This window comes from Kribbella sp. NPDC104218 (assembly GCF_055584105.1).
Window position 1 is genome coordinate 163,622 of sequence record NZ_JBVJMQ010000006.1, and the last position, 17,243, is coordinate 180,864.

The window sequence follows — 17,243 nt, forward strand, 5'->3', positions numbered from 1 at the left end:
TTCCAAGTTTTAGTGTGGAGTGGACGATGCCGTGCCGTGAAAAGGAAGTCAACCCCGTGCCCGAAACGTTTCCAAACACTCCCGAGGCCGCTCGGCCGACGATGATCGACGTGGCCCGGCGGGCCGGCGTCGGGCTGGGCACGGTGTCCCGGGTGGTGAACGGCGGGCACGGCGTCCGGGACGAGACCGCGCAGCGGGTCCGGACGGCGATCGACCAGCTCGGCTTCCAGCGCAACGAGGTCGCCCGCGCGCTGCGCCCGGGGAAGAAGTCGTCGAGTCTGGCGCTGGTGCTGGGGGACCTGACCAACCCGTTCTACGCGACGATCGCGAAGGCGTCGCTGGAGGTCGCCGGGCAGTCCGGGTTCGCCGTCGTCCTGGGCAGTGTGGACGAGGACCCGGAGGGGGAGAAGCGCGCGATTCGCGAGCTGGTCAGCCGGCAGGTCGCCGGGCTGATGATTGTCCCGGACCAGGGTGACCACGCATTCCTGCAGGGCGCCGGCGTCCCGGTCGTGTTCGTCGACCGGCCGGCCACCGGGATCGACGCCGACATCGTCATGGTCGACAACGAGGGCGGCGGGCGGCTGGCCGCCGAGCACCTGCTCGGCCAGGGCCACGAACGGATCGCGATCCTGCTCGCCCCGTCGTACTACACCACCGGACGCCGCCTCCGCGGCTTCCGCCGGGCGCACCGGACGGCGGGCCTGGACGTCGACGAGTCACTCGTCGTCCAGCTCCCCGAGGGCAACGCGGAGTCCGCCGCCAAGGCGACCCGCGAACTCATGCTCCGCCCCGACCCCCCGACCGCGATCTTCGCCTCCACCAACTTCCTCACCGAAGGCGTCCTGCGCGCCCTCGGCGAACTCCGCCGCGACCCCGCCGTCGTCGGCTTCGACGACTTCCGCCTCGCCGACATGCTCCCCACCCCCGTCACCGTCGTAGCCTCCGACATCGCCGAACTCGGCCGCAGCGCCGCCCGCCTCCTCCTCGACCGAGCCGCCGGCACCGACACCCGCCCACCCCAACGCATAGTCCTCCCCTGCGCCCTCATCCAACGCGGCTCCGGCGAACGCCCACCCCCCAAACGCAAACGCTGAACCAAGCCCGCCACCCGCCGACGCGGGTCCTTACACAGCACCGCCCGTTCGCCCGGCCCAGGTAGCCAGGGCACCGAGCTGCGAGCCAGCCGAGCCTGTACCCCGCAGTCGACCAGCCAGCTCCACCAGCCCCCAGCCGTAGCGTGCCCCCGGTTGGTCGCCACGGCCGGGTTCTCTGCCGGTGGTCGGGCCGCGCTGCGGCCGGAAAGCAGGTGGTTGCCTAGGCCGACACTGGGTGGTTGGGTTCGCCGCGTGCCGCGTGCCGCGTGCCGCGTGCCGCGTGCCGCGTGCCGCGTGCCAGCACTGACCAACTGGGGTTGGGCTTCGCGACGCGCCGGTTGGTGCGGCGTGTCGTGGGCCTGTCGGGGAGTTGGTGGGTGGCTGGGGTTCGGCATGGGTGGAGGCCGGCGCGGGGGGCGCCGGCCTCCGGTGGGGTTAGGGGGTTAGGTGGCGTTGCCGATTAGTTTCCAGGGTTCGTGGTCGGGGTCGGGGCCGGTGCCGGGGGCGCTGTTCTGGGTTTGCCATTTGGCTTTCCAGATTTTGTTGTTGTACTTGACGGTGACTTGTTCGACGGTCTGGGTCGCGGGGTCGTAGATCTTGGTCGCGTCCCAGTTGCCGGCGTTGCAGCCGCCCGCGGGTGGGGTGGCGGCGGGCAGGCCCTTGAGGTTGTCGGTGACGGGGGAGTAGGACGTGCTGCCGATCGAGAGGCTCGTGTTGATCGGGCCGGTGATCGGGAGGAAGTAGATGATCGGGAGATCGAGCGACTTCCCCGCGGGGATGATCTGGCAGTAGTCCAGCGTCGTGGAGATCCGGTGGAAGGTCGAGCCGGCGGTGAGTTTCCACTGGCCGCCCTGGTCGCCGGTCTGCCAGTTGACGTCCTTGACCAGCGGGGACGTCGAGGCCGGGATGTCGAAGGCCAGCTTGGTGTCCTTGCCGCCGCCGAGCGTCCGGCCGGTGTTGTTGGTGATCCGGACGGTCGGCTGCAACGGCCAGAGGTTCGCCGTCGCGGTCGGGTAGTTCACCATGTCGACGCTGATGTTGGCGGTCGCCGTCGGCGCGGGCGCGGTGCTCCCCGCGCGCAGGCTGTTGCTGTAGGCACCGGATCCGTTCAGCTTGTCGTTCAGTCGCGTGGTGAGCGTGTAGCCCATCCCGCACGAGCGCTGCGCGTCGACGACCGCCGGGCAGGCGAAGTCGCCGCCGAGCTCCCACATCATCACGCCGCCGGCGCCGGTCGACTTCACCAGGTCGGTGATCGCGTCGATCCCCTGCTCGTCCTCGGTGGACAGGAACACCTTCTTGTCGTTGTTCCACAGCCACGAGGTCTTGGTCGTGTTGTCCCAGTGCCTCGTGTAGGAGCCGGTCAGCCGGTCCTCGGGCTTGGTCGGGTCGAGCCCGACGTTCGGCGCGTACCTGGGGAGGATGTTCTTCTCCAGGTTCTTCGTGTGCCACAGCGGGTTCGTGCCGGAGCCGAGCTCGCCGCCGTTCGACGTGTTGTCGTGCCAGATGTTGTCGATCCCGACCGCGCCGTCACCGCAGGGCCGCTTGATCCCGGTGCCGGGCTCGCACCCGTTCGGCTTGGCCGACTTGCCCCACAGGCCGTTCGTCCCGCCGGTCACGTTCTTCCAGCCGCGCGTGTAGTACGGCACGCCCAGGTTCACCCGGCCGGCCTGCAACGCGCCGCGCATGTACTTCATCGCCCAGTTGGTGTTGAAGTACCCGATCCCGCCGTACTCCGGGGTCGCGTACTGCTCGGCCAGCTCCGGGTCCTTGCCGTCGTCGAACAGCGCCGCGTTCGGCCCCACGACGTCGTTCCAGGTGCCGTGGTAGTCGTACGACATCAGGTTCGTGAAGTCCTGGTAGTCCAGCGCGGTCTGGTTCGCCATCCCGCGGACGAGGTACCCGGACGCCGACGAGGCCGAGGTCAGCAGGTAGTACTTGTTGTCCGCCACCGACGCCCGGTTCAGCGCATCACGCAGCGTCTTCATCAACGCCGTGTACGACGTCGGCAACCCCTTGCGCCGCGGATTCGCCGTGGCCCAGTCGCTCGGGTTCCCCGTGTCGTCCAGCACCGTCGGGTACTCGAAGTCGATGTCGAGCCCGTCGAAGCCGTACGTCCGCAAGAACTCCACCGCGGACGCCGAGAAGGTGTCGATCCCGGCCTGGTTGACCGAGCCGTCGGCGTTCGTCGTCATCGCGTAGAACCCGCCGGACCCGGCCCAGCCGCCGACCGAGATCAGCGTCTTCACCCGCGGGTGCAGCCGCTTGTACTTCGTCAGCAGGTTGAAGTGCCCCTTGTACGGCAGCCCCGGGTCCATCTCGGCGCCGAACTTACCCGGCCACTCCATCTGGGTGGCCGCGGCGTCGACCGACATCCGGTTGTTCGCCACCGTCGCGAAGGCGTAGTTGATGTGGGTCACCTTCGACCACGGGATGTTCTTGACCAGGTAGTGCGGCGTCCCGTCGGCGCCCGTACGGGCTCCGTTGAAGTACGCCACGACCCGGCGGTCCCGGCCTTGGCCGAGCCACTCGCGGCCGTCGCCCTGGTAGACCTTGCAGTACGGCGTCGCGACACCAGGCGTCGTCGCCAGACCGTCCGGCCTGCAATCCCCACTGGCCGGCGGGCGCGTGCCGCCGTCGTCACCGCCCGGGTGCGCCTCCATCGGGTCGCCGACGCCCCCGTTGGCGCCTGCGGCCACGTCACTGGGCAGCAGCCAGCCGTCGACGCCCTTGGACGTCGAGTTGAACAACAGGAAGTCCGAGACCTTGTCAGCGTCCAGGTCGCCGAAGTCGCCGACCGTCCCGCCGAACGCGTCACCGGACCGGATCACGCCGAGCGACTTCCACGGGTCGGCCGCCGCAGCCTTGCCCGACTTGGCCTCCTCCCAGCCGGTGCCGAGGTTCTGCCAGGCCTCCACGTCGCCGGTCATGTACTTGACCACGACGACGTCCGCACGCAGGTCGCCGTTGATGTCGGGGTAGGAGACGGTGCCGACGCGGCCCTCGGCCGGGTGGGTGAACCCGGTGATCTTGCGCCAGTCACCAGGCTTGGGCAGCCCGCTGGACTTGCGGTTCTCCCAGGCGATGACGAAACCCATCCGGTCCGGGATGATCAGGTCGTCGTCCTTGTCGCCGTCCAGGTCGGCGAAGACCGGGATCCCGACGTAGCTGAGGTCGTTGGCGACGATGACCGGGTTGGCCCAGCGCACCGACGAACCGCTGGACTCGTTGCGCCAGACCCGCATCGCGGCGAAGCCGGTCGGGGACTCGGCGGCGGTCAGGAAGTTGACCAGGTCGTCCTTGCCGTCGCCGTCCAGGTCGCCGAAGTAGGCGACATTGGACACACCGCCCGGCGCGGTGTTGCCGCGCGGGATCCAGACCCGGCTGCCGTCCAGACCGCACCCGGCGTTGTGCCAGGTGTACAGGCGGCCGTTCACCGAGATGGCGCGGTCGACGTCGAGGTCGCCGTCGACGTCCATGAACCGGGTCTGGGCGCCGTCCGCGGCGAAGATGATCTGGCCGAGCGGGGTCCAGCCGCCGCCGGGCTCGGGCTCGCCGACCGGCTCCCGGCAGGTGCCGGTGGCGGAAGCGGAGTTGCGCAGGTAGCTGGGCAGGTAGCGCTCGAGGGCGTCGAGCATGCTAGCCAGCGTGTCGCCGGCGGTGGTGCCGCCGAAGAACGCCTCGACTGTCCGGACGAAGCGCACCAGGGACGCGCTGGTCGCCTTGTACCAGGCCAGCGCCTCGGCAGTACCCGCGAAGGCGATCAGGAACCCGGTCAGGCCGGCCGCGATCGACTTGGCCATCGTCTTGGCCCACTCGTCGGCGTTGCCGAGCTCACCGTTGGCCCACTGGGTCAGGGCGCCGTTGACGAACTCACCGATGAAGCCGCCGAGCCCCGCGCACAGCGGCACGCCGCCGCCGTAGGTCAGGCACAGCGCGGTGGCGCCGGCTCCGACCAGCATCGCTCCGGCGACGATCAGCGCGCCCTGCCACCAGGACTCGTCGACGACGACCCCCGGATCCTTGATGACGATGACGGCGACAGTGCCCTCGACCCGCATCTCGGCGTCGAACTCGACGTAGCGCAGCTTGGGCATGACGTCGTGCAGCTGGCCCTTGGTCCGCTCGTCCAGGACCTGGCTGAGCTTCTTGCCGCTGGCCCGGATCTCGTCGAACTGCTGGACGTAGTGCGCGGCCAGCGCCGGGTCCTGGAAGTCGTGCCGGACGGTGTGGTCCTGACCGGCGGCCGGGACGAACACGGCGTCCGGTGCGGCCGTGGCGGGCTGGATGCCGGTACTGGAGACCAGTACGGCGATCGCCGTCACGATGGCGATCAGAAAGGCCGGCGGTTTGCGCCGGCGCCAGGTTCGGGAGCGTGGTGAGCTCATGCGAAGTCCTTCTGTAGGGGCGGAAAGAACTGCGTTTGGGAGCGCTTCCAGCTAAGCATGGGAGCGCTCCCACGGCACCGTACAGAAAGCTGTCGCGGAAGGTATCGGCAGCAAACGCTATCCGTGATCGACTTAACACGGACGGCGACGTTTGAGCGTTCGAAAGTCTCGGACCCCCGGGGCGGCGGGGGTCCGAGACTCGCGGCAGGCTCAGAAGTTGGGCCAGGCCCAGCCGAGGTAGTTGGAGAAGTAGGGCAGCTTCGCCAGGCCGATCTTGCCGCCGACGCTGGTGGCCCAGAAGTAGCCGTCGCCGCGGGCGACGCCGACGTGACCGTAAGGGGCGGCCAGGTCCCAGAAGACCAGAGCGCCCTTCGGCGGGTTCAGATCGCCGCGGTGCGCGACGCCGCGCGCGACGGCGTCGTTCCAGTCCGCCTTGGCCGACGGCCAGACGCCGGTCTTGCCGTACGAGTTCTCTGCGGCCATCTCGCAGTACCCCTGGAACGCGGTCGAGCCGTTGCGGGCGGCGTACCAGGCGATGGCCTTGTCGGCACGCGGGTTGCTGGTGCACAGCGGCGCCACGAGCCCGGTGCTGCCGGTGTTGACGTAGGCGTCAGAGATGAAGCCCTTACCGGGGATGTGGTCCCAGATCAGGCTGCGGCCGAACTTGCCGGTCACCGGCTCGCCGTAGATCTGGCAGTCGATCTCGACCGTTCCGTTCGGCTGGGTGCCGACTGAACCGAAGCTGGTCGCGTTACCGGACCGAATGGTCACACCGGCGCCGCTGTCGGTCACAACGGTGCCGGTGGCGGCGTGAGCGGGTAGTACGCCGGTGCCGAGGACGGCGCCGGCAGTGAGCAGGGACAGGGCGGACAGGCGGGCGGTGATGCGCAGGAGGGCGGTACGCATGAGAATGTCCTTTCCGGAAGGCGCTGACTTTCAGACAATCAGAGCGTTACGGTGTTGTCGCAGTGGGCAACAGATGACTGGGGAGTGGGCAGTGAGGCCAGCGCAGGCTCGCTTTGTGATCGGCTGTCGGATGCGTGAGCTCCGGGAGGCCGCTGGAGTGCCGTTGTCCCGGGCCGCCGTCCTGTCCGGCTGGGACAAGGGACATCTGTCGCGCGTGGAGCGCGGCCATACCAAGCCGAGCCGCGAGCTGATCGAGTGGTACGACGGCTCGTTCGGCGCGGGTCAGGCGCTGATCAACCAGCTGACCGAGCTGGACGCCGCCGTCCGGGCTGGTCGCGACACGTCGCAGCGGGACCTGCGGCGTGCCGTCGTCCCGACGTCCCTCGGCGGTTCGGTCCCGGCGGACCATCACCCGGAGGACCGGGCCGAGCTGTTCGGGGAGACCATCCCGGACGGGACGCGGGTGAGCCGGGAGCAGGCGTTCGAGAAGACCTGGGAGATCCGCAACAGCGGCGAGCGGCCGTGGCGGGACCGCTGGCTGACCCGCCAGGGCGCCGCCGGGACGCCGGGGTGGCTGCGCTCGCCGGTCCGCGCGCGGGTCCCGGACGCCGAGCCCGGCGACGTGGTGACGGTCACCATGTTGCTGCAGGCCCCGTCGCAGGTCGGAGCGTCGACGGCGTACTTCAAAATCACCGACGACGCGGGCCGTTTGTACTACCCAGGTCTGGAGTCCCCACCCGTCTACTGCACCATTTTCACCGTCTACGAGCTCTAGGGAATGCCCTTGTCGTAGCGGTAGTACCTGTCATCCGGCGCGGATCCGGCATACGTTGCAAGCTGTTCTTGAACCCCGCCCGGACTTCAGGAGTTTCAGCGTGAGAAGACTTCGCACCCTCGCCGTCGGGCTGGCGGTGGCACTCGTCGTGCCGCAGCTGGCCGTCGGGACCGCCGCCGCCCACCGCGGGCCGGTCGACCCGAAGACGCCGTCCATCCCGCAGCGGTACCTGGACCAGCAGATCAGCTGGGCCCCGTGCGCGTTCGACGCCGCGATCAAGGCGTCGTACCCGCAGGCGCCGACCACGAACTGCGCCAAGGTGAAGGTCCCGATGGACTGGGCCAACCCGAACGCGCACCCCGATGTCGAGGTCGCGATCGCCTACAGCAAGGCGACCGGTACGTCGAAGGGCCTGATGACCACCAACCCGGGTGGCCCGGGCGGCGCCGGTCTGCGGCTGTCGGCCGCACTCGGCACCGAGAAGCCCCAGCTGTTCAGCGACTTCGACCTGCTCGGCTTCGACCCGCGCGGTTTCGGCGGCAGTACGCCGTTGCGCTGCGTCACCACCGTCGAGAAGCTGAACGCGCTGCCGACGACGCCGGACTACAAGGAGCGCACGGCGCAGACCCACAAGGTCGAGGTCGCCGAGGCCAAGCTGTACGCCGAGGCCTGCGCGGCCGAGGAGTTCGGCCAGTTCGTCAGCAGCCAGCAGACCGTCTACGACATGGAGTTCCTGCGCGCGCTCTTCAAGGCCCGGCAGCTGAACTTCATCGGCTACAGCTACGGCACCTGGCTCGGCGGCTGGTACGCCGACGCCTACCCGCAGCGGGTCGGCCGGTTCGTGATCGACTCGAACATGGACTGGACCCACACCCAGTGGGACAACGTGAACTTCGACCCGTTCTCCGGCCAGCGCCGGCGCGACACCCAGTTCTTCCCGTGGATCGGCCGGCACGCCGACCAGATCCAGGGGCTCGGTGCGACGCCGGCGCAGGTGAAGGCGAAGTACAACAAGGTCCGCGCCGAGCTGATCAAGCTGGTCAAGGCGAACCGGTCCGACGTCCAGGGCGTCGACCTGGACGGCAAGATCTACAGCGTCATCTACGGCAACGTCCGCTTCATCCGCGGCACGATGGACGTCCTCGTCCACGACGAGTTCGTCAAGGACCCGCCCGCCTCCAAGAAGATCGAGGCCAAGCACATCGACCGCGCCTGGGCCCGGCTGGCGCCGGAGCTGCAGGCCTTCGACACCATCGCCAACATCCGCGCCCGCTACGAGGTGACGGCCGCCGCGACCGCGGTCGAGACCATGGCCGCCAGCTCGGACTCGACCCGGACCCTGCTCGCCGACGCCCGCGCGGCCGCCCGGACGAAGTCCGCCGGCCAGCCGCTCCTGCTACCCGCGATCGGCACCACGGTCCGCTGTAACGACACCGCCTGGAACAAGGACCCGAAGTTCTACCTCAAGGAAGCCGACAAGATGGCCAAGAAGTACGACTTCTTCGGCTACATGAACGGCGTCCCGATGTGCGCCTTCTGGAAGTACAAGCCCCAGGACCGCAAACTCGACCTCACCGGCTCCCCCCGCCTCCTCATGGTCCAAGGCGAACTGGACCCGGCCACCGCCTACGAAGGCGCCCTCCGCACCCACAAGGACACCGCCAAGGCCACCCGCTTCGTCGCCATCGACGACGAAGGCCAGCACGGCCAGTACGTCGGCTCCGCCTCGGCCTGCGCCGAAGCCATCGGCGACACCTTCGTCTTCACCGGCGAACTCCCCGCCCGCAACAAGATCTGCGGCACCACCCCCCTCCCCGCCGAACTCACCGTCTACCCCGTCAACGGCCCCCTCGACGGCAACGCCGTCCACCTCCCCAAGTCCCGCACCACCTCCCAGAAAGTCACCCCCTTCCTCCAGCAAGTCCTCGACACCGTAGCCGCCGGCACCCTCCGCTGACCCTCGCTCTGCCGAGGCCCGCCCGGTGGGCGGGCGGGCCTTGGTGTTTACGATCGCTGGGTGTTCAGTGAGCGGTTGGCGGAGTTTTGGGGTGAGCGGCATCTGTGCGTGTTGAGCACGGTGCGGCGGGATGGGACTGTGCATGCGACGCCGGTGGGGGCGACGTTGGATGTGGCGGCGGGGGTGGTTCGGGTGATTTGTTCGGGGACGTCGTACAAGGCTCGGGTCATTCGGCGGCTGGGGGAGGCCGCGGTGGCGGTGACTCAGGTGGACGGACGGCGCTGGAGCACGGTCGAGGGCCGGGCGGTGGTGGTGGATGCGCCGGAGCGGGTTCGGGATGCGGAGCGGCGGTACGCGGCGCGGTATAAGGAGCCGCGGGTGAATCCGCAGCGGGTGGTCATTGAGATCACGGTGACGAAGGTGCTCGGTAATGGCGGCTGAGGCGACGGTCGTCGGGATCGGCGCCGACGGGTGGGAGGGGCTGTCGCCGGCGGCGCAACAGGCGATCGGCGCGGCTGAGGTGTTGCTGGGGAGCAGTAGGCAGCTGGGGTTGGTACCGGAGGGGACGGCGGAGCGGCGCGCTTGGCCGTCGCCATTGTCGGAGGCGCTGCCCGGTTTGCTGAGTGAGTACGCCGGACGCCGGTTGTGCGTGCTGGCGAGTGGGGACCCGACTTTCCACGGGATCGCTACGACGCTGACGAGGTTGCTGGGGGCAAGCGCCGTCCGCGTGCTCCCGCATCCGTCGAGTGTTTCGCTGGCCTGTGCACGGCTGGGCTGGCCGCAGGATCAGGTGCAGGTGGTGAGCCTCGTCGGGCATCCGACCGCGCGCGTCCACCCGCACGTCCAGCCCGGACGTCGCCTGGTCGTCTTGAGCTGGGGCGCGCAGACGCCGGCTGAGGTCGCGGAGCTGTTGGTTGCCCGGGGCTACGGTTCCAGCGCGTTCACAGTCCTCGAGCAGCTCGGCGGTCCAGGCGAGCGCGTCACGAGTACGACGGCCGATGCGTGGTCCGGCGCGGTTGACGCGCTCAACGTCATCGGCGTCCACTGCGAAGGCACGCAGGTCCTGTCGACCGCGCCCGGCCTACCGGACGACGCGTACGAGAGTGACGGTCAGCTGACCAAGCGCGAAGTCCGCGCGGTGACGCTCTCGCGGTTGGCGCCGGTCCCTGGACAGTTGCTCTGGGACGTCGGCGGCGGCGCCGGCAGTATCGCGATCGAGTGGTCGCGGCATCACCCGAGCTGCCGCGCGATCGCCGTCGAGCGTGATGCCGAGCGCGCCGATCGGCTCCAGCGAAATGTCGTTGCCCTGGGCTCCGATGTCACCGCTGTCCTCGGTGCGGCGCCAGAAGCGCTTACTGGGCTTGAAGAACCGGACGCCGTGTTCGTCGGTGGGGGAGCCACCGCGCCCGGCATGATCGAGACCTGCTGGAACGCCCTCAAGCCCGGCGGTCGGTTGGTCGTCAACGGCGTGACGCTGGAGACCGAGGTGCTGATCGCCGAGTGGTACCAGAAGCTCGGTGGCGATCTGGTCCGGCTGGATGTGCAGCGCGCCTCCGCGGTCGGCGGGATGACCGGCTGGCGCCCAGCGATGCCGGTAACGATCTGGAGCGTGACGAAGTGACCGTGCACTTCATCGGGGCCGGCCCGGGCGCCGCGGACCTGATCACCGTCCGCGGCCGTGACCTAATCGCGGCGTCCCCGGTCTGCCTGTACGCCGGAGCGCTCGTACCGGTCGAACTCCTGGACCACTGCCCGCCGGATGCCCACAAGGTCGACACCGCGAACCTCGACCTCGACCAGATCGTCGCCGAGCTGGCCGCGGCGCACGCTGCCGGGCGGGACGTCGCGCGGCTGCACTCCGGCGATCCATCGGTGTTCAGCGCGATGGCCGAGCAGATGCGCCGGCTCGACGCGCTCGGCATCCCGTACGACGTGACGCCCGGCGTCCCGGCGTACGCCGCCGCCGCGGCCACCCTGCAACGGGAGCTGACCGTGCCCGAGGTCGGGCAGACGGTCGTCCTGACCCGGATCGGCGGTCGCGCGTCGGCGATGCCGCCCGGTGAGGATCTGACCACGCTCGGCGCGAGCGGTGCCACCCTCGTCCTGCATCTCGCCGTCCAGCAGATCGACCGCGTCGTCGCCGAACTCCTCCCGAACTACGGTCCCGATTGCCCGGTCGCCGTCGTCGCGAAAGCCTCCCGCGCCGACGAGGAGATCCTCCGCGGCACCCTCGCCGATATCGCCGCCCAGGTCACCGCGGCCGGGATCCGGCGGACTGCGGTGATCGTCGTCGGAAAGGTGCTGGCGGCAACCGAGTTCCGCGACAGCCACCTGTATTCGACGACCCGCGACCGATGAGGATCCTGCTGCTCGGCGGTACCGGCGAGGCCCGCGAGCTGGCCCAGCAGCTCGACGATCACGACGTGGTGTCCTCGCTGGCCGGCCGGACGAAGGACCTGCGGCTCCCCGACGGCGACGTCCGGGTCGGCGGTTTCGGCGGCGTCGAGGGGCTGACCGGTTGGCTCCGCGAGCACGCGATCGACGCGGTGATCGACGCCACGCATCCGTTCGCCGCGACGATGACCGAGCACGCCGTCGCCGCCAGCCGCGCGGCCGGCGTACCGCTGCTGGTCCTGCGGCGCCCCGGCTGGACGGCGCGCCCGGGTGACGACTGGCACTGGGCGAACGACGCGCAGGCAGCCGCCGCCGCGCTCCCGGCCCTCGGCAGCCGGGTCTTCCTGACCATCGGCCGCCAGGGCCTCCACGAGTTCGCCGCCACCGGCCTCTGGACCCTCGCCCGCTGCGTCGACCCGCCCGACCCGGCCCCCGCCTGGTGCACCCTCCTCCTCGACCGCGGCCCGTACGCCGTCCCCGCCGAACTCGAGCTCCTGCGCGACCACCGCATCGACGTCCTCGTCACCAAAGACAGCGGCAGCCCCCAAACCGAGGCCAAACTCACCGCCGCCCGGCAGTTGAAGCTCCCGGTCGTCCTGATCCACCGCCCGCAACTGCCGGACGGGGTCGAGGTGGTCGGCAGCGTGGCGGCCGTGGTGACGTGGGTACGTTCCGCCAGGCCATCACAATCGGACGCGCCACCGGCCGCCCCGCCTGCGGCGCCGCCGGACCGACGGTTGTGATGGCCCAGCGATCCGCGACCGATAGATTGACGCCCATGGGCATTCAGATCGCACCCAGCATCCTGTCCGCGGATTTCGCCCGGCTCGCGGACGAGGCCCGCGCGGTGTCGAACGCGGACTGGCTGCACGTCGACGTGATGGACAACCACTTCGTCCCGAACCTGACGCTCGGGATGCCGATCGTGGAGTCGCTGGCCAAGGCGACCGACACCCCGCTCGACCTGCACCTGATGATCGAGGACCCGGACCGCTGGGCCCCGGGGTACGTCGAGGCGGGCGCGTCCAGCGTGACCTTCCACGTCGAGGCCTGCCGGGCCCCGATCCGGACCGCGCGGGAGATCCGCGCCAAGGGCGCCCGGGCGGCGATGGCCCTCAAACCGGCGACGCCGATCGAGCCCTACGAGGACATGCTCGCCGAGCTGGACATGATCCTGATCATGACCGTCGAGCCCGGTTTCGGCGGCCAGAAGTTCCTCGACGTCTGCGTCCCCAAGATCCGCCGGACCAAGGCCCTCCTCGACAAACACGGCCTCGACCTCTGGATCGAGATCGACGGCGGCGTCTCCACCGAGACGATCGAGCGCTGCGCCGGCGCCGGCGCCGACGTCTTCGTGGCCGGCTCGGCCGTCTACGCCGCCGACGACCCGAACGCGATGGTCGAGAAGCTCCGCGCCCTGGCCGAAGGGGCCGCGCAATGAGCGACCACAAGCCGGTCGAGAGCTGGCTGACCGATATGGACGGCGTCCTCGTCCACGAGGAGCGGGCGATCCCGGGCGCCGCGGAGTTCATCGCGAACCTGCAGCGGTCGGGCAAGAAGTTCCTGGTCCTCACCAACAACTCGATCTTCACGCCGCGCGACCTGCGCGCCCGGCTGCTGGCCGCGGGGATCGACATCCCCGAGGCGGCGATCTGGACGAGCGCCCTGGCCACGGCCCAGTTCCTCGAGGACCAGCGCCCGGGCGGGACGGCGTACGTGATCGGTGAGGCCGGCCTGACCACCGCGCTGCACGAGGTCGGCTACGTGCTGACCGAGCGCGCGCCGGACTACGTCGTCCTCGGCGAGACCCGGACGTACTCGTTCGAGGCGATCACCAAGGCGATCCGGCTGATCGCGGACGGCGCCCGCTTCCTCGCGACCAACCCGGATCCGACCGGCCCGTCCCAGGAGGGCCCGCTGCCCGCGACCGGGTCGGTGGCCGCGCTGATCACCCGGGCGACCGGCGTCGCGCCGTACTTCGTCGGCAAGCCGAACCCGCTGATGATGCGCAGCGCGCTGAACCGGATCGAGGCGCATTCGGAGACCGCGGTGATGATCGGCGACCGGATGGACACCGATATCATCAGCGGCCTGGAGGCCGGCCTGCGCAGCGTGCTCGTCCTGACCGGCTCGACCGGCGAGCACGAGGTCGACCGCTTCCCCTACCGCCCGACGCGGATCGTCGAGTCGATCGCGGACGTCGTCCCTCTGATCGACTCGCTGGCCTAACAGCTCAACGTGCGGAAGCCGTAGCCCTGGGCCTTCAGTCGCTCCAGGATCTGCGGCAGCGCGGCGACCGTTTGGCTCCGGTTGCCGCCGCCGTCGTGCAGCAGGATCACCGAGCCGCTCTTCACACCGGTCAGCACCCGCTGGACGATCGCCGGCGACCCCGGCTTCGACCAATCCCGGGAGTCGATCGTCCAGAGCACCAGCTCCTTGCCGAGCGCCTTCGCCCGCTGCCGGACGGTCGCGCTGACCCCGCCGTACGGCGGTCGCAAGCACGTCGGCACAGCACCGCCGGCCGCGCGGATCGCCTCGTCCGTCGACTGGACCTGCTGCCGGAACGCCGAAGCCGATTGGTGTCGCAGATCCTGATGCGCCCAGGTGTGGTTCTGGATGCTGTGCCCGGCCGCGTGGATCGCCTTGGTCAGCTCCGGGTGCTTGGCGACGTTCTTCCCGACCTCGAAGAACGTCGCCTTCGCCTCGTACTTCTTCAGCACCTCGAGCACCTTCGGCGTGTACGCCGGGTCCGGCCCGTCGTCGAAGGTGAGGACGACGTACTTCGCCGGTAACGGGGTCTTACTCGGCGTCACCACCGGCGCCGGGGGCGGCGGGGCCGTCCGCGGGCGCGCCGCGACCACCACGACCGTCCCGATCACCGCGCTGACGACGATCATCATCGCCAGCCCGACCAGGCGCTGACCGGCCCGCGTCAATTGCATAAGTCCCCCATGGCGGTGGGTGCCTCACGACCTCACCCGCTCAAACTAGAGCACCTGGGACAGAAATTGCCGCAGGCGAGGGGACTCGGCGGCGGTGAAGATCTGATCCGGGACGCCGGACTCGACCACCACGCCGTGATCCATGAACGCGACCTGGTCGGCCACCTCCCGCGCGAACCCCATCTCGTGGGTGACCACGACCATCGTCATCCCGCTCTGCGCGAGGTCGGCCATCAGCCCGAGGACGCCCTTCACCAGCTCCGGGTCGAGCGCCGAGGTCGCCTCGTCGAACAGCATCACCTCGGGTTTCATCGCCAGCGCCCGGGCGATCGCGACCCGCTGTTGCTGACCGCCGGACAGGTTCCCCGGGCGGGAGTCCGCCTTCTCGACCAGGCCGACCAGCTCCAGCTGCTCGATCGCGGCGGCGCGCGCGGCCCCGGCGTCCAGCTTCTTGAGCTTGCGCAGCGGGAGCGTGATGTTCTCGACGACGGTCTTGTGCGGGAACAGGTTGAAGTGCTGGAACACCATCCCGATCCGGCGGCGCAGGACGTCGGGGCTGCCGGGCAGCACGGATTCGCCGCCGAGCAGGACGTCGCCGGCGTCCGGCTCGATCAGCCGGTTGATCGTCCGCAGCAGGGTCGACTTACCGGATCCGGACGGGCCGATCACGCACGCCGTCCGCCCGGCCGGGACCGCGAGGTCGACCCCGCGCAGCACCTTGTTCGCGCCGAAGGCCAGCTCGACGCCGCGGACCTCCAGGCTGGCGGCGTCCTCAACGGTGGTCGGCATACGCGGGCTCCTCCAGTACGTCGGGCGCGGGCCGGCCTTCGCGCAACCGCTTGTCGAAGTAGTTCACCAGGTGGGTCAGCGGGATCGTGATGACCAGGTAGAAGATCCCGGCCAGCAGCAGCGGCGACAGGTTGCCGTTGGTCGCGGCGGCGTCCTGCCCGATCCGGAACAGCTCCCGCTGGCTGGCCAGCAGCCCGAGGAAGTAGACCAGACTCGACTCCTTCACCAGCGCGATGAACTGGTTGACCAGCGCGGGCAGCACCCGGCGGACGCCCTGCGGGATGACGACCAGCCGCATCCCGCTGGTGTAGCTGAAACCGAGCGCCCGCGCCGCCTCCAGCTGGCCCTTCTCCACACTCTGGATGCCGGACCGGAAGATCTCACCGATGTACGCCGAAGCGATCAGCGACAGCGCCAGGATCCCCAGCGGGTACGGGTTCGGCCCCCACCAGTGCCGGGTGATGGGGGAGAGGCCCTGACCGATCAGCAGGATGGTCAGGATCGCCGGCAGGCCGCGGAAGATGTCGGTGTAGATCTTGGCCGGCCAGCGCAGCCAGCGCTTCTTGGACAGGGCGAAGACCGCCACGACCATGCCGAGCACAGTGCCCAGCACGACCGAGGCGGCCGCCAGGATCAGCGTGTTGACCAGGCCTACCTTGAGCATCTCCGGCAGGACCGCCTTCATCGACTCCCAGTCGAGGAAGGTGTCGTTCAGGGTGGACCAGATATCCATCAGGCTTTGGGGGCGGTGAACTTGACCGTGCCGCTACCCGGCTTGAACGACTCCGGCACCGCGCGGCCCGGGTAGTACTGCTCGACGAGCTTCGTCCAGGTGCCGTCGGCAATGACCTCGTCGAGGGCCTTGTTGACGGCCTCGCGCAGCTTGTCGTTGCTCTTGGCCACCGCGTACGCCGTCGGCGCGGAGCTGAGCTCCTTCGCGGCCAGGACCACCACGCCGCCGCCCTGCTCCTTGGCCATCTTCTCGCCGATCTCGGCCGGTGAGATCCACGCGTCCGCCGTCCCGGCCTTCAGCTGGCCGACGGCGGCGTTGTAGTTCGGGACGCGGACCGGGTCGAGGTTCTTGCCGGTCGCGTAGTCGTCCTGGACGGTGCCCTGGACAACGACCACCCGCTTGCCGGTGAGCTGGTCGAACTTGGTGATCCCGGAGTCCTTGGTGGTGTTCAGGCCGAGGTAGCCGAAGTCGTAGCCATTGCTGAAGGCAACCGTCTTCTTCCGGGCCTCGGTGATCGTGATCGACGAGCTGCCGAGGTCGAACTGGCCGCCGTTGACCTGCGACAGCAGCGCCGAGAAGTCGGTGCCGACGAACTCGGGCTTCAGGTTCAGCTTGGCCGCCACCGCGGTGATCAGGTCGTTGTCGAACCCGGTGAACTTGCCGTCCTTGACGTACACGTTCGGCGGGGCGTCGGTGAGCGTGCCGATGCGCAGCGTGCCGGCCTTGAGCAGGCCGAGGTCCGGCCCGTCGGCGGCCTTGTCGTCATTGCTGCCGCAGGCAACCATCGAGAGGGCCAGCGTGACGGCGGCGCCGGCGGCGGCGATCCGGCGGAAGGGAGCGCTGAAGGCGCGCACGGGTGTCTCCTTAGAACGAACAAGTGGTACGCAGGGCGAACCACCCCGCAGACAGAGCCAACACCACCCGCTGGTCGCCGATTCCCGTCCGACACCCGGTGAGACGGCCCCGCAATGTCGACCGGATTCGTGTTATATGAGTCGCCCGCCGCGGCGTCCCGGGATGTGATCCAGGTCGTTGCGGCCTTTGGGGCCGGGTGCATACTGGAGGTACGAGTGAACCCACTCGCGTGCTCCGGGGTCGGTGAAATTCCGAGCCGGCGGTGATAGTCCGCGACCCGGCTGCTGCAGGTTGGCAGCCGGTTGACCTGGTGGAATTCCGGGACCGACGGTGAAAGTCCGGATGGGAGGCAGCACGCGATCGGCGGGAGAGCTCCGACGTCCGGGCTGGGCGTCGCGGGAGCAGGTGTGCTC

At 69.6% G+C, this 17,243-nt stretch carries 15 protein-coding genes and 1 riboswitch; of the genes, 9 read left to right on the top strand and 6 right to left on the bottom strand.

Features of this window, described 5'->3' with window-relative positions; translation table 11 throughout:
- The first annotated feature begins 56 nt into the window (after positions 1 to 56).
- Positions 57 to 1,094 (top strand): LacI family DNA-binding transcriptional regulator, encoded by a 1,038-nt coding sequence (locus ACZ6ZD_RS36410; protein WP_465679055.1) that lies wholly within the window; start codon positions 57 to 59, stop codon positions 1,092 to 1,094.
- A gap of 443 nt (positions 1,095 to 1,537) precedes the next feature.
- Here the strand turns inward: ACZ6ZD_RS36410 and ACZ6ZD_RS36415 are convergent, their stop codons facing one another.
- Positions 1,538 to 5,479 (bottom strand): glycosyl hydrolase family 18 protein, encoded by a 3,942-nt coding sequence (locus ACZ6ZD_RS36415; protein ID WP_465679056.1) that lies wholly within the window; start codon positions 5,477 to 5,479, stop codon positions 1,538 to 1,540.
- A 210-nt stretch (positions 5,480 to 5,689) separates the two neighbouring features.
- Positions 5,690 to 6,385: an SH3 domain-containing protein gene (locus ACZ6ZD_RS36420; RefSeq protein WP_465679057.1), complete on the bottom strand. Its 696-nt coding sequence runs from the start codon at positions 6,383 to 6,385 to the stop codon at positions 5,690 to 5,692.
- Between the two features lie 130 nt (positions 6,386 to 6,515).
- Between ACZ6ZD_RS36420 and ACZ6ZD_RS36425 the strand changes: the two genes are divergently transcribed.
- The 8 genes from ACZ6ZD_RS36425 to ACZ6ZD_RS36460 all read left to right on the top strand — a co-directional run bounded on the left by ACZ6ZD_RS36425 (position 6,516) and on the right by ACZ6ZD_RS36460 (position 13,740).
- Entirely contained in the window at positions 6,516 to 7,160 is a 645-nt protein-coding gene (locus tag ACZ6ZD_RS36425; RefSeq protein ID WP_465679059.1) for an NBR1-Ig-like domain-containing protein, read from the top strand.
- 100 nt (positions 7,161 to 7,260) lie between these two features.
- Positions 7,261 to 9,117: an alpha/beta hydrolase gene (locus tag ACZ6ZD_RS36430; RefSeq protein WP_465679060.1), complete on the top strand. Its 1,857-nt coding sequence runs from the start codon at positions 7,261 to 7,263 to the stop codon at positions 9,115 to 9,117.
- Positions 9,118 to 9,177: 60 nt separating this feature from the next.
- Positions 9,178 to 9,558: a TIGR03618 family F420-dependent PPOX class oxidoreductase gene (locus ACZ6ZD_RS36435; RefSeq protein WP_465679061.1), complete on the top strand. Its 381-nt coding sequence runs from the start codon at positions 9,178 to 9,180 to the stop codon at positions 9,556 to 9,558.
- The gene (gene cbiE, locus ACZ6ZD_RS36440; RefSeq protein WP_465679063.1) at positions 9,548 to 10,738 is read left to right on the top strand and encodes a precorrin-6y C5,15-methyltransferase (decarboxylating) subunit CbiE; all 1,191 of its coding nucleotides are present in this window, start codon (positions 9,548 to 9,550) and stop codon (positions 10,736 to 10,738) included. Before ACZ6ZD_RS36435 ends, cbiE begins: the two co-directional genes overlap by 11 nt.
- Positions 10,735 to 11,475: a precorrin-4 C(11)-methyltransferase gene (cobM, locus tag ACZ6ZD_RS36445; RefSeq protein WP_465679064.1), complete on the top strand. Its 741-nt coding sequence runs from the start codon at positions 10,735 to 10,737 to the stop codon at positions 11,473 to 11,475. Before cbiE ends, cobM begins: the two co-directional genes overlap by 4 nt.
- Positions 11,472 to 12,254: a cobalt-precorrin-6A reductase gene (locus ACZ6ZD_RS36450; protein ID WP_465679066.1), complete on the top strand. Its 783-nt coding sequence runs from the start codon at positions 11,472 to 11,474 to the stop codon at positions 12,252 to 12,254. The genes cobM and ACZ6ZD_RS36450 overlap by 4 nt, the downstream gene beginning before the upstream one ends.
- A gap of 35 nt (positions 12,255 to 12,289) precedes the next feature.
- The gene (gene rpe, locus ACZ6ZD_RS36455; RefSeq protein WP_465679067.1) at positions 12,290 to 12,952 is read left to right on the top strand and encodes a ribulose-phosphate 3-epimerase; all 663 of its coding nucleotides are present in this window, start codon (positions 12,290 to 12,292) and stop codon (positions 12,950 to 12,952) included.
- Positions 12,949 to 13,740 carry an HAD-IIA family hydrolase gene (locus ACZ6ZD_RS36460; protein ID WP_465679068.1) on the top strand — a complete coding sequence of 264 codons (792 nt, stop codon included), beginning with the start codon at positions 12,949 to 12,951 and terminating at the stop codon, positions 13,738 to 13,740. Before rpe ends, ACZ6ZD_RS36460 begins: the two co-directional genes overlap by 4 nt.
- On the opposite strand, the gene ACZ6ZD_RS36465 is transcribed toward ACZ6ZD_RS36460, so the two are convergent.
- Genes ACZ6ZD_RS36465 through ACZ6ZD_RS36480 form a run of 4 tightly spaced genes read right to left on the bottom strand, consistent with a single transcriptional unit; the run spans position 13,737 to position 16,829 of the window.
- Positions 13,737 to 14,453: a polysaccharide deacetylase family protein gene (locus ACZ6ZD_RS36465; RefSeq protein WP_465679070.1), complete on the bottom strand. Its 717-nt coding sequence runs from the start codon at positions 14,451 to 14,453 to the stop codon at positions 13,737 to 13,739. The two genes, ACZ6ZD_RS36460 and ACZ6ZD_RS36465, sit on opposite strands and share 4 nt — an antisense overlap.
- A gap of 45 nt (positions 14,454 to 14,498) precedes the next feature.
- Complete coding sequence (locus ACZ6ZD_RS36470) at positions 14,499 to 15,242, bottom strand: amino acid ABC transporter ATP-binding protein (protein ID WP_465679071.1); 744 nt, start codon at positions 15,240 to 15,242, stop codon at positions 14,499 to 14,501.
- Positions 15,226 to 15,975 carry an amino acid ABC transporter permease gene (locus ACZ6ZD_RS36475; RefSeq protein ID WP_465679072.1) on the bottom strand — a complete coding sequence of 250 codons (750 nt, stop codon included), beginning with the start codon at positions 15,973 to 15,975 and terminating at the stop codon, positions 15,226 to 15,228. Before ACZ6ZD_RS36475 ends, ACZ6ZD_RS36470 begins: the two co-directional genes overlap by 17 nt.
- Positions 15,975 to 16,829 (bottom strand): ABC transporter substrate-binding protein, encoded by an 855-nt coding sequence (locus ACZ6ZD_RS36480; protein ID WP_465679074.1) that lies wholly within the window; start codon positions 16,827 to 16,829, stop codon positions 15,975 to 15,977. The genes ACZ6ZD_RS36475 and ACZ6ZD_RS36480 overlap by 1 nt, the downstream gene beginning before the upstream one ends.
- 226 nt (positions 16,830 to 17,055) lie before the next feature.
- Positions 17,056 to 17,190, top strand: a riboswitch (FMN riboswitch).
- Positions 17,191 to 17,243: the final 53 nt, after the last annotated feature.

Excerpts from the sequence above, each read along its gene's own strand:
- ACZ6ZD_RS36415 (WP_465679056.1), bottom strand. The coding sequence starts at position 5,479 with ATGAGCTCACCACGCTCCCGAACCTGGCGCCGGCGCAAACCGCCGGCC.
- ACZ6ZD_RS36420 (WP_465679057.1), bottom strand. The coding sequence starts at position 6,385 with ATGCGTACCGCCCTCCTGCGCATCACCGCCCGCCTGTCCGCCCTGTCC.
- ACZ6ZD_RS36425 (WP_465679059.1), top strand. The coding sequence starts at position 6,516 with ATGCGTGAGCTCCGGGAGGCCGCTGGAGTGCCGTTGTCCCGGGCCGCC.
- cbiE (WP_465679063.1), top strand. The coding sequence starts at position 9,548 with ATGGCGGCTGAGGCGACGGTCGTCGGGATCGGCGCCGACGGGTGGGAG.
- ACZ6ZD_RS36450 (WP_465679066.1), top strand. The coding sequence starts at position 11,472 with ATGAGGATCCTGCTGCTCGGCGGTACCGGCGAGGCCCGCGAGCTGGCC.
- rpe (WP_465679067.1), top strand. The coding sequence starts at position 12,290 with ATGGGCATTCAGATCGCACCCAGCATCCTGTCCGCGGATTTCGCCCGG.
- ACZ6ZD_RS36460 (WP_465679068.1), top strand. The coding sequence starts at position 12,949 with ATGAGCGACCACAAGCCGGTCGAGAGCTGGCTGACCGATATGGACGGC.
- ACZ6ZD_RS36465 (WP_465679070.1), bottom strand. The coding sequence starts at position 14,453 with ATGCAATTGACGCGGGCCGGTCAGCGCCTGGTCGGGCTGGCGATGATG.
- ACZ6ZD_RS36470 (WP_465679071.1), bottom strand. The coding sequence starts at position 15,242 with ATGCCGACCACCGTTGAGGACGCCGCCAGCCTGGAGGTCCGCGGCGTC.
- ACZ6ZD_RS36475 (WP_465679072.1), bottom strand. The coding sequence starts at position 15,975 with ATGGATATCTGGTCCACCCTGAACGACACCTTCCTCGACTGGGAGTCG.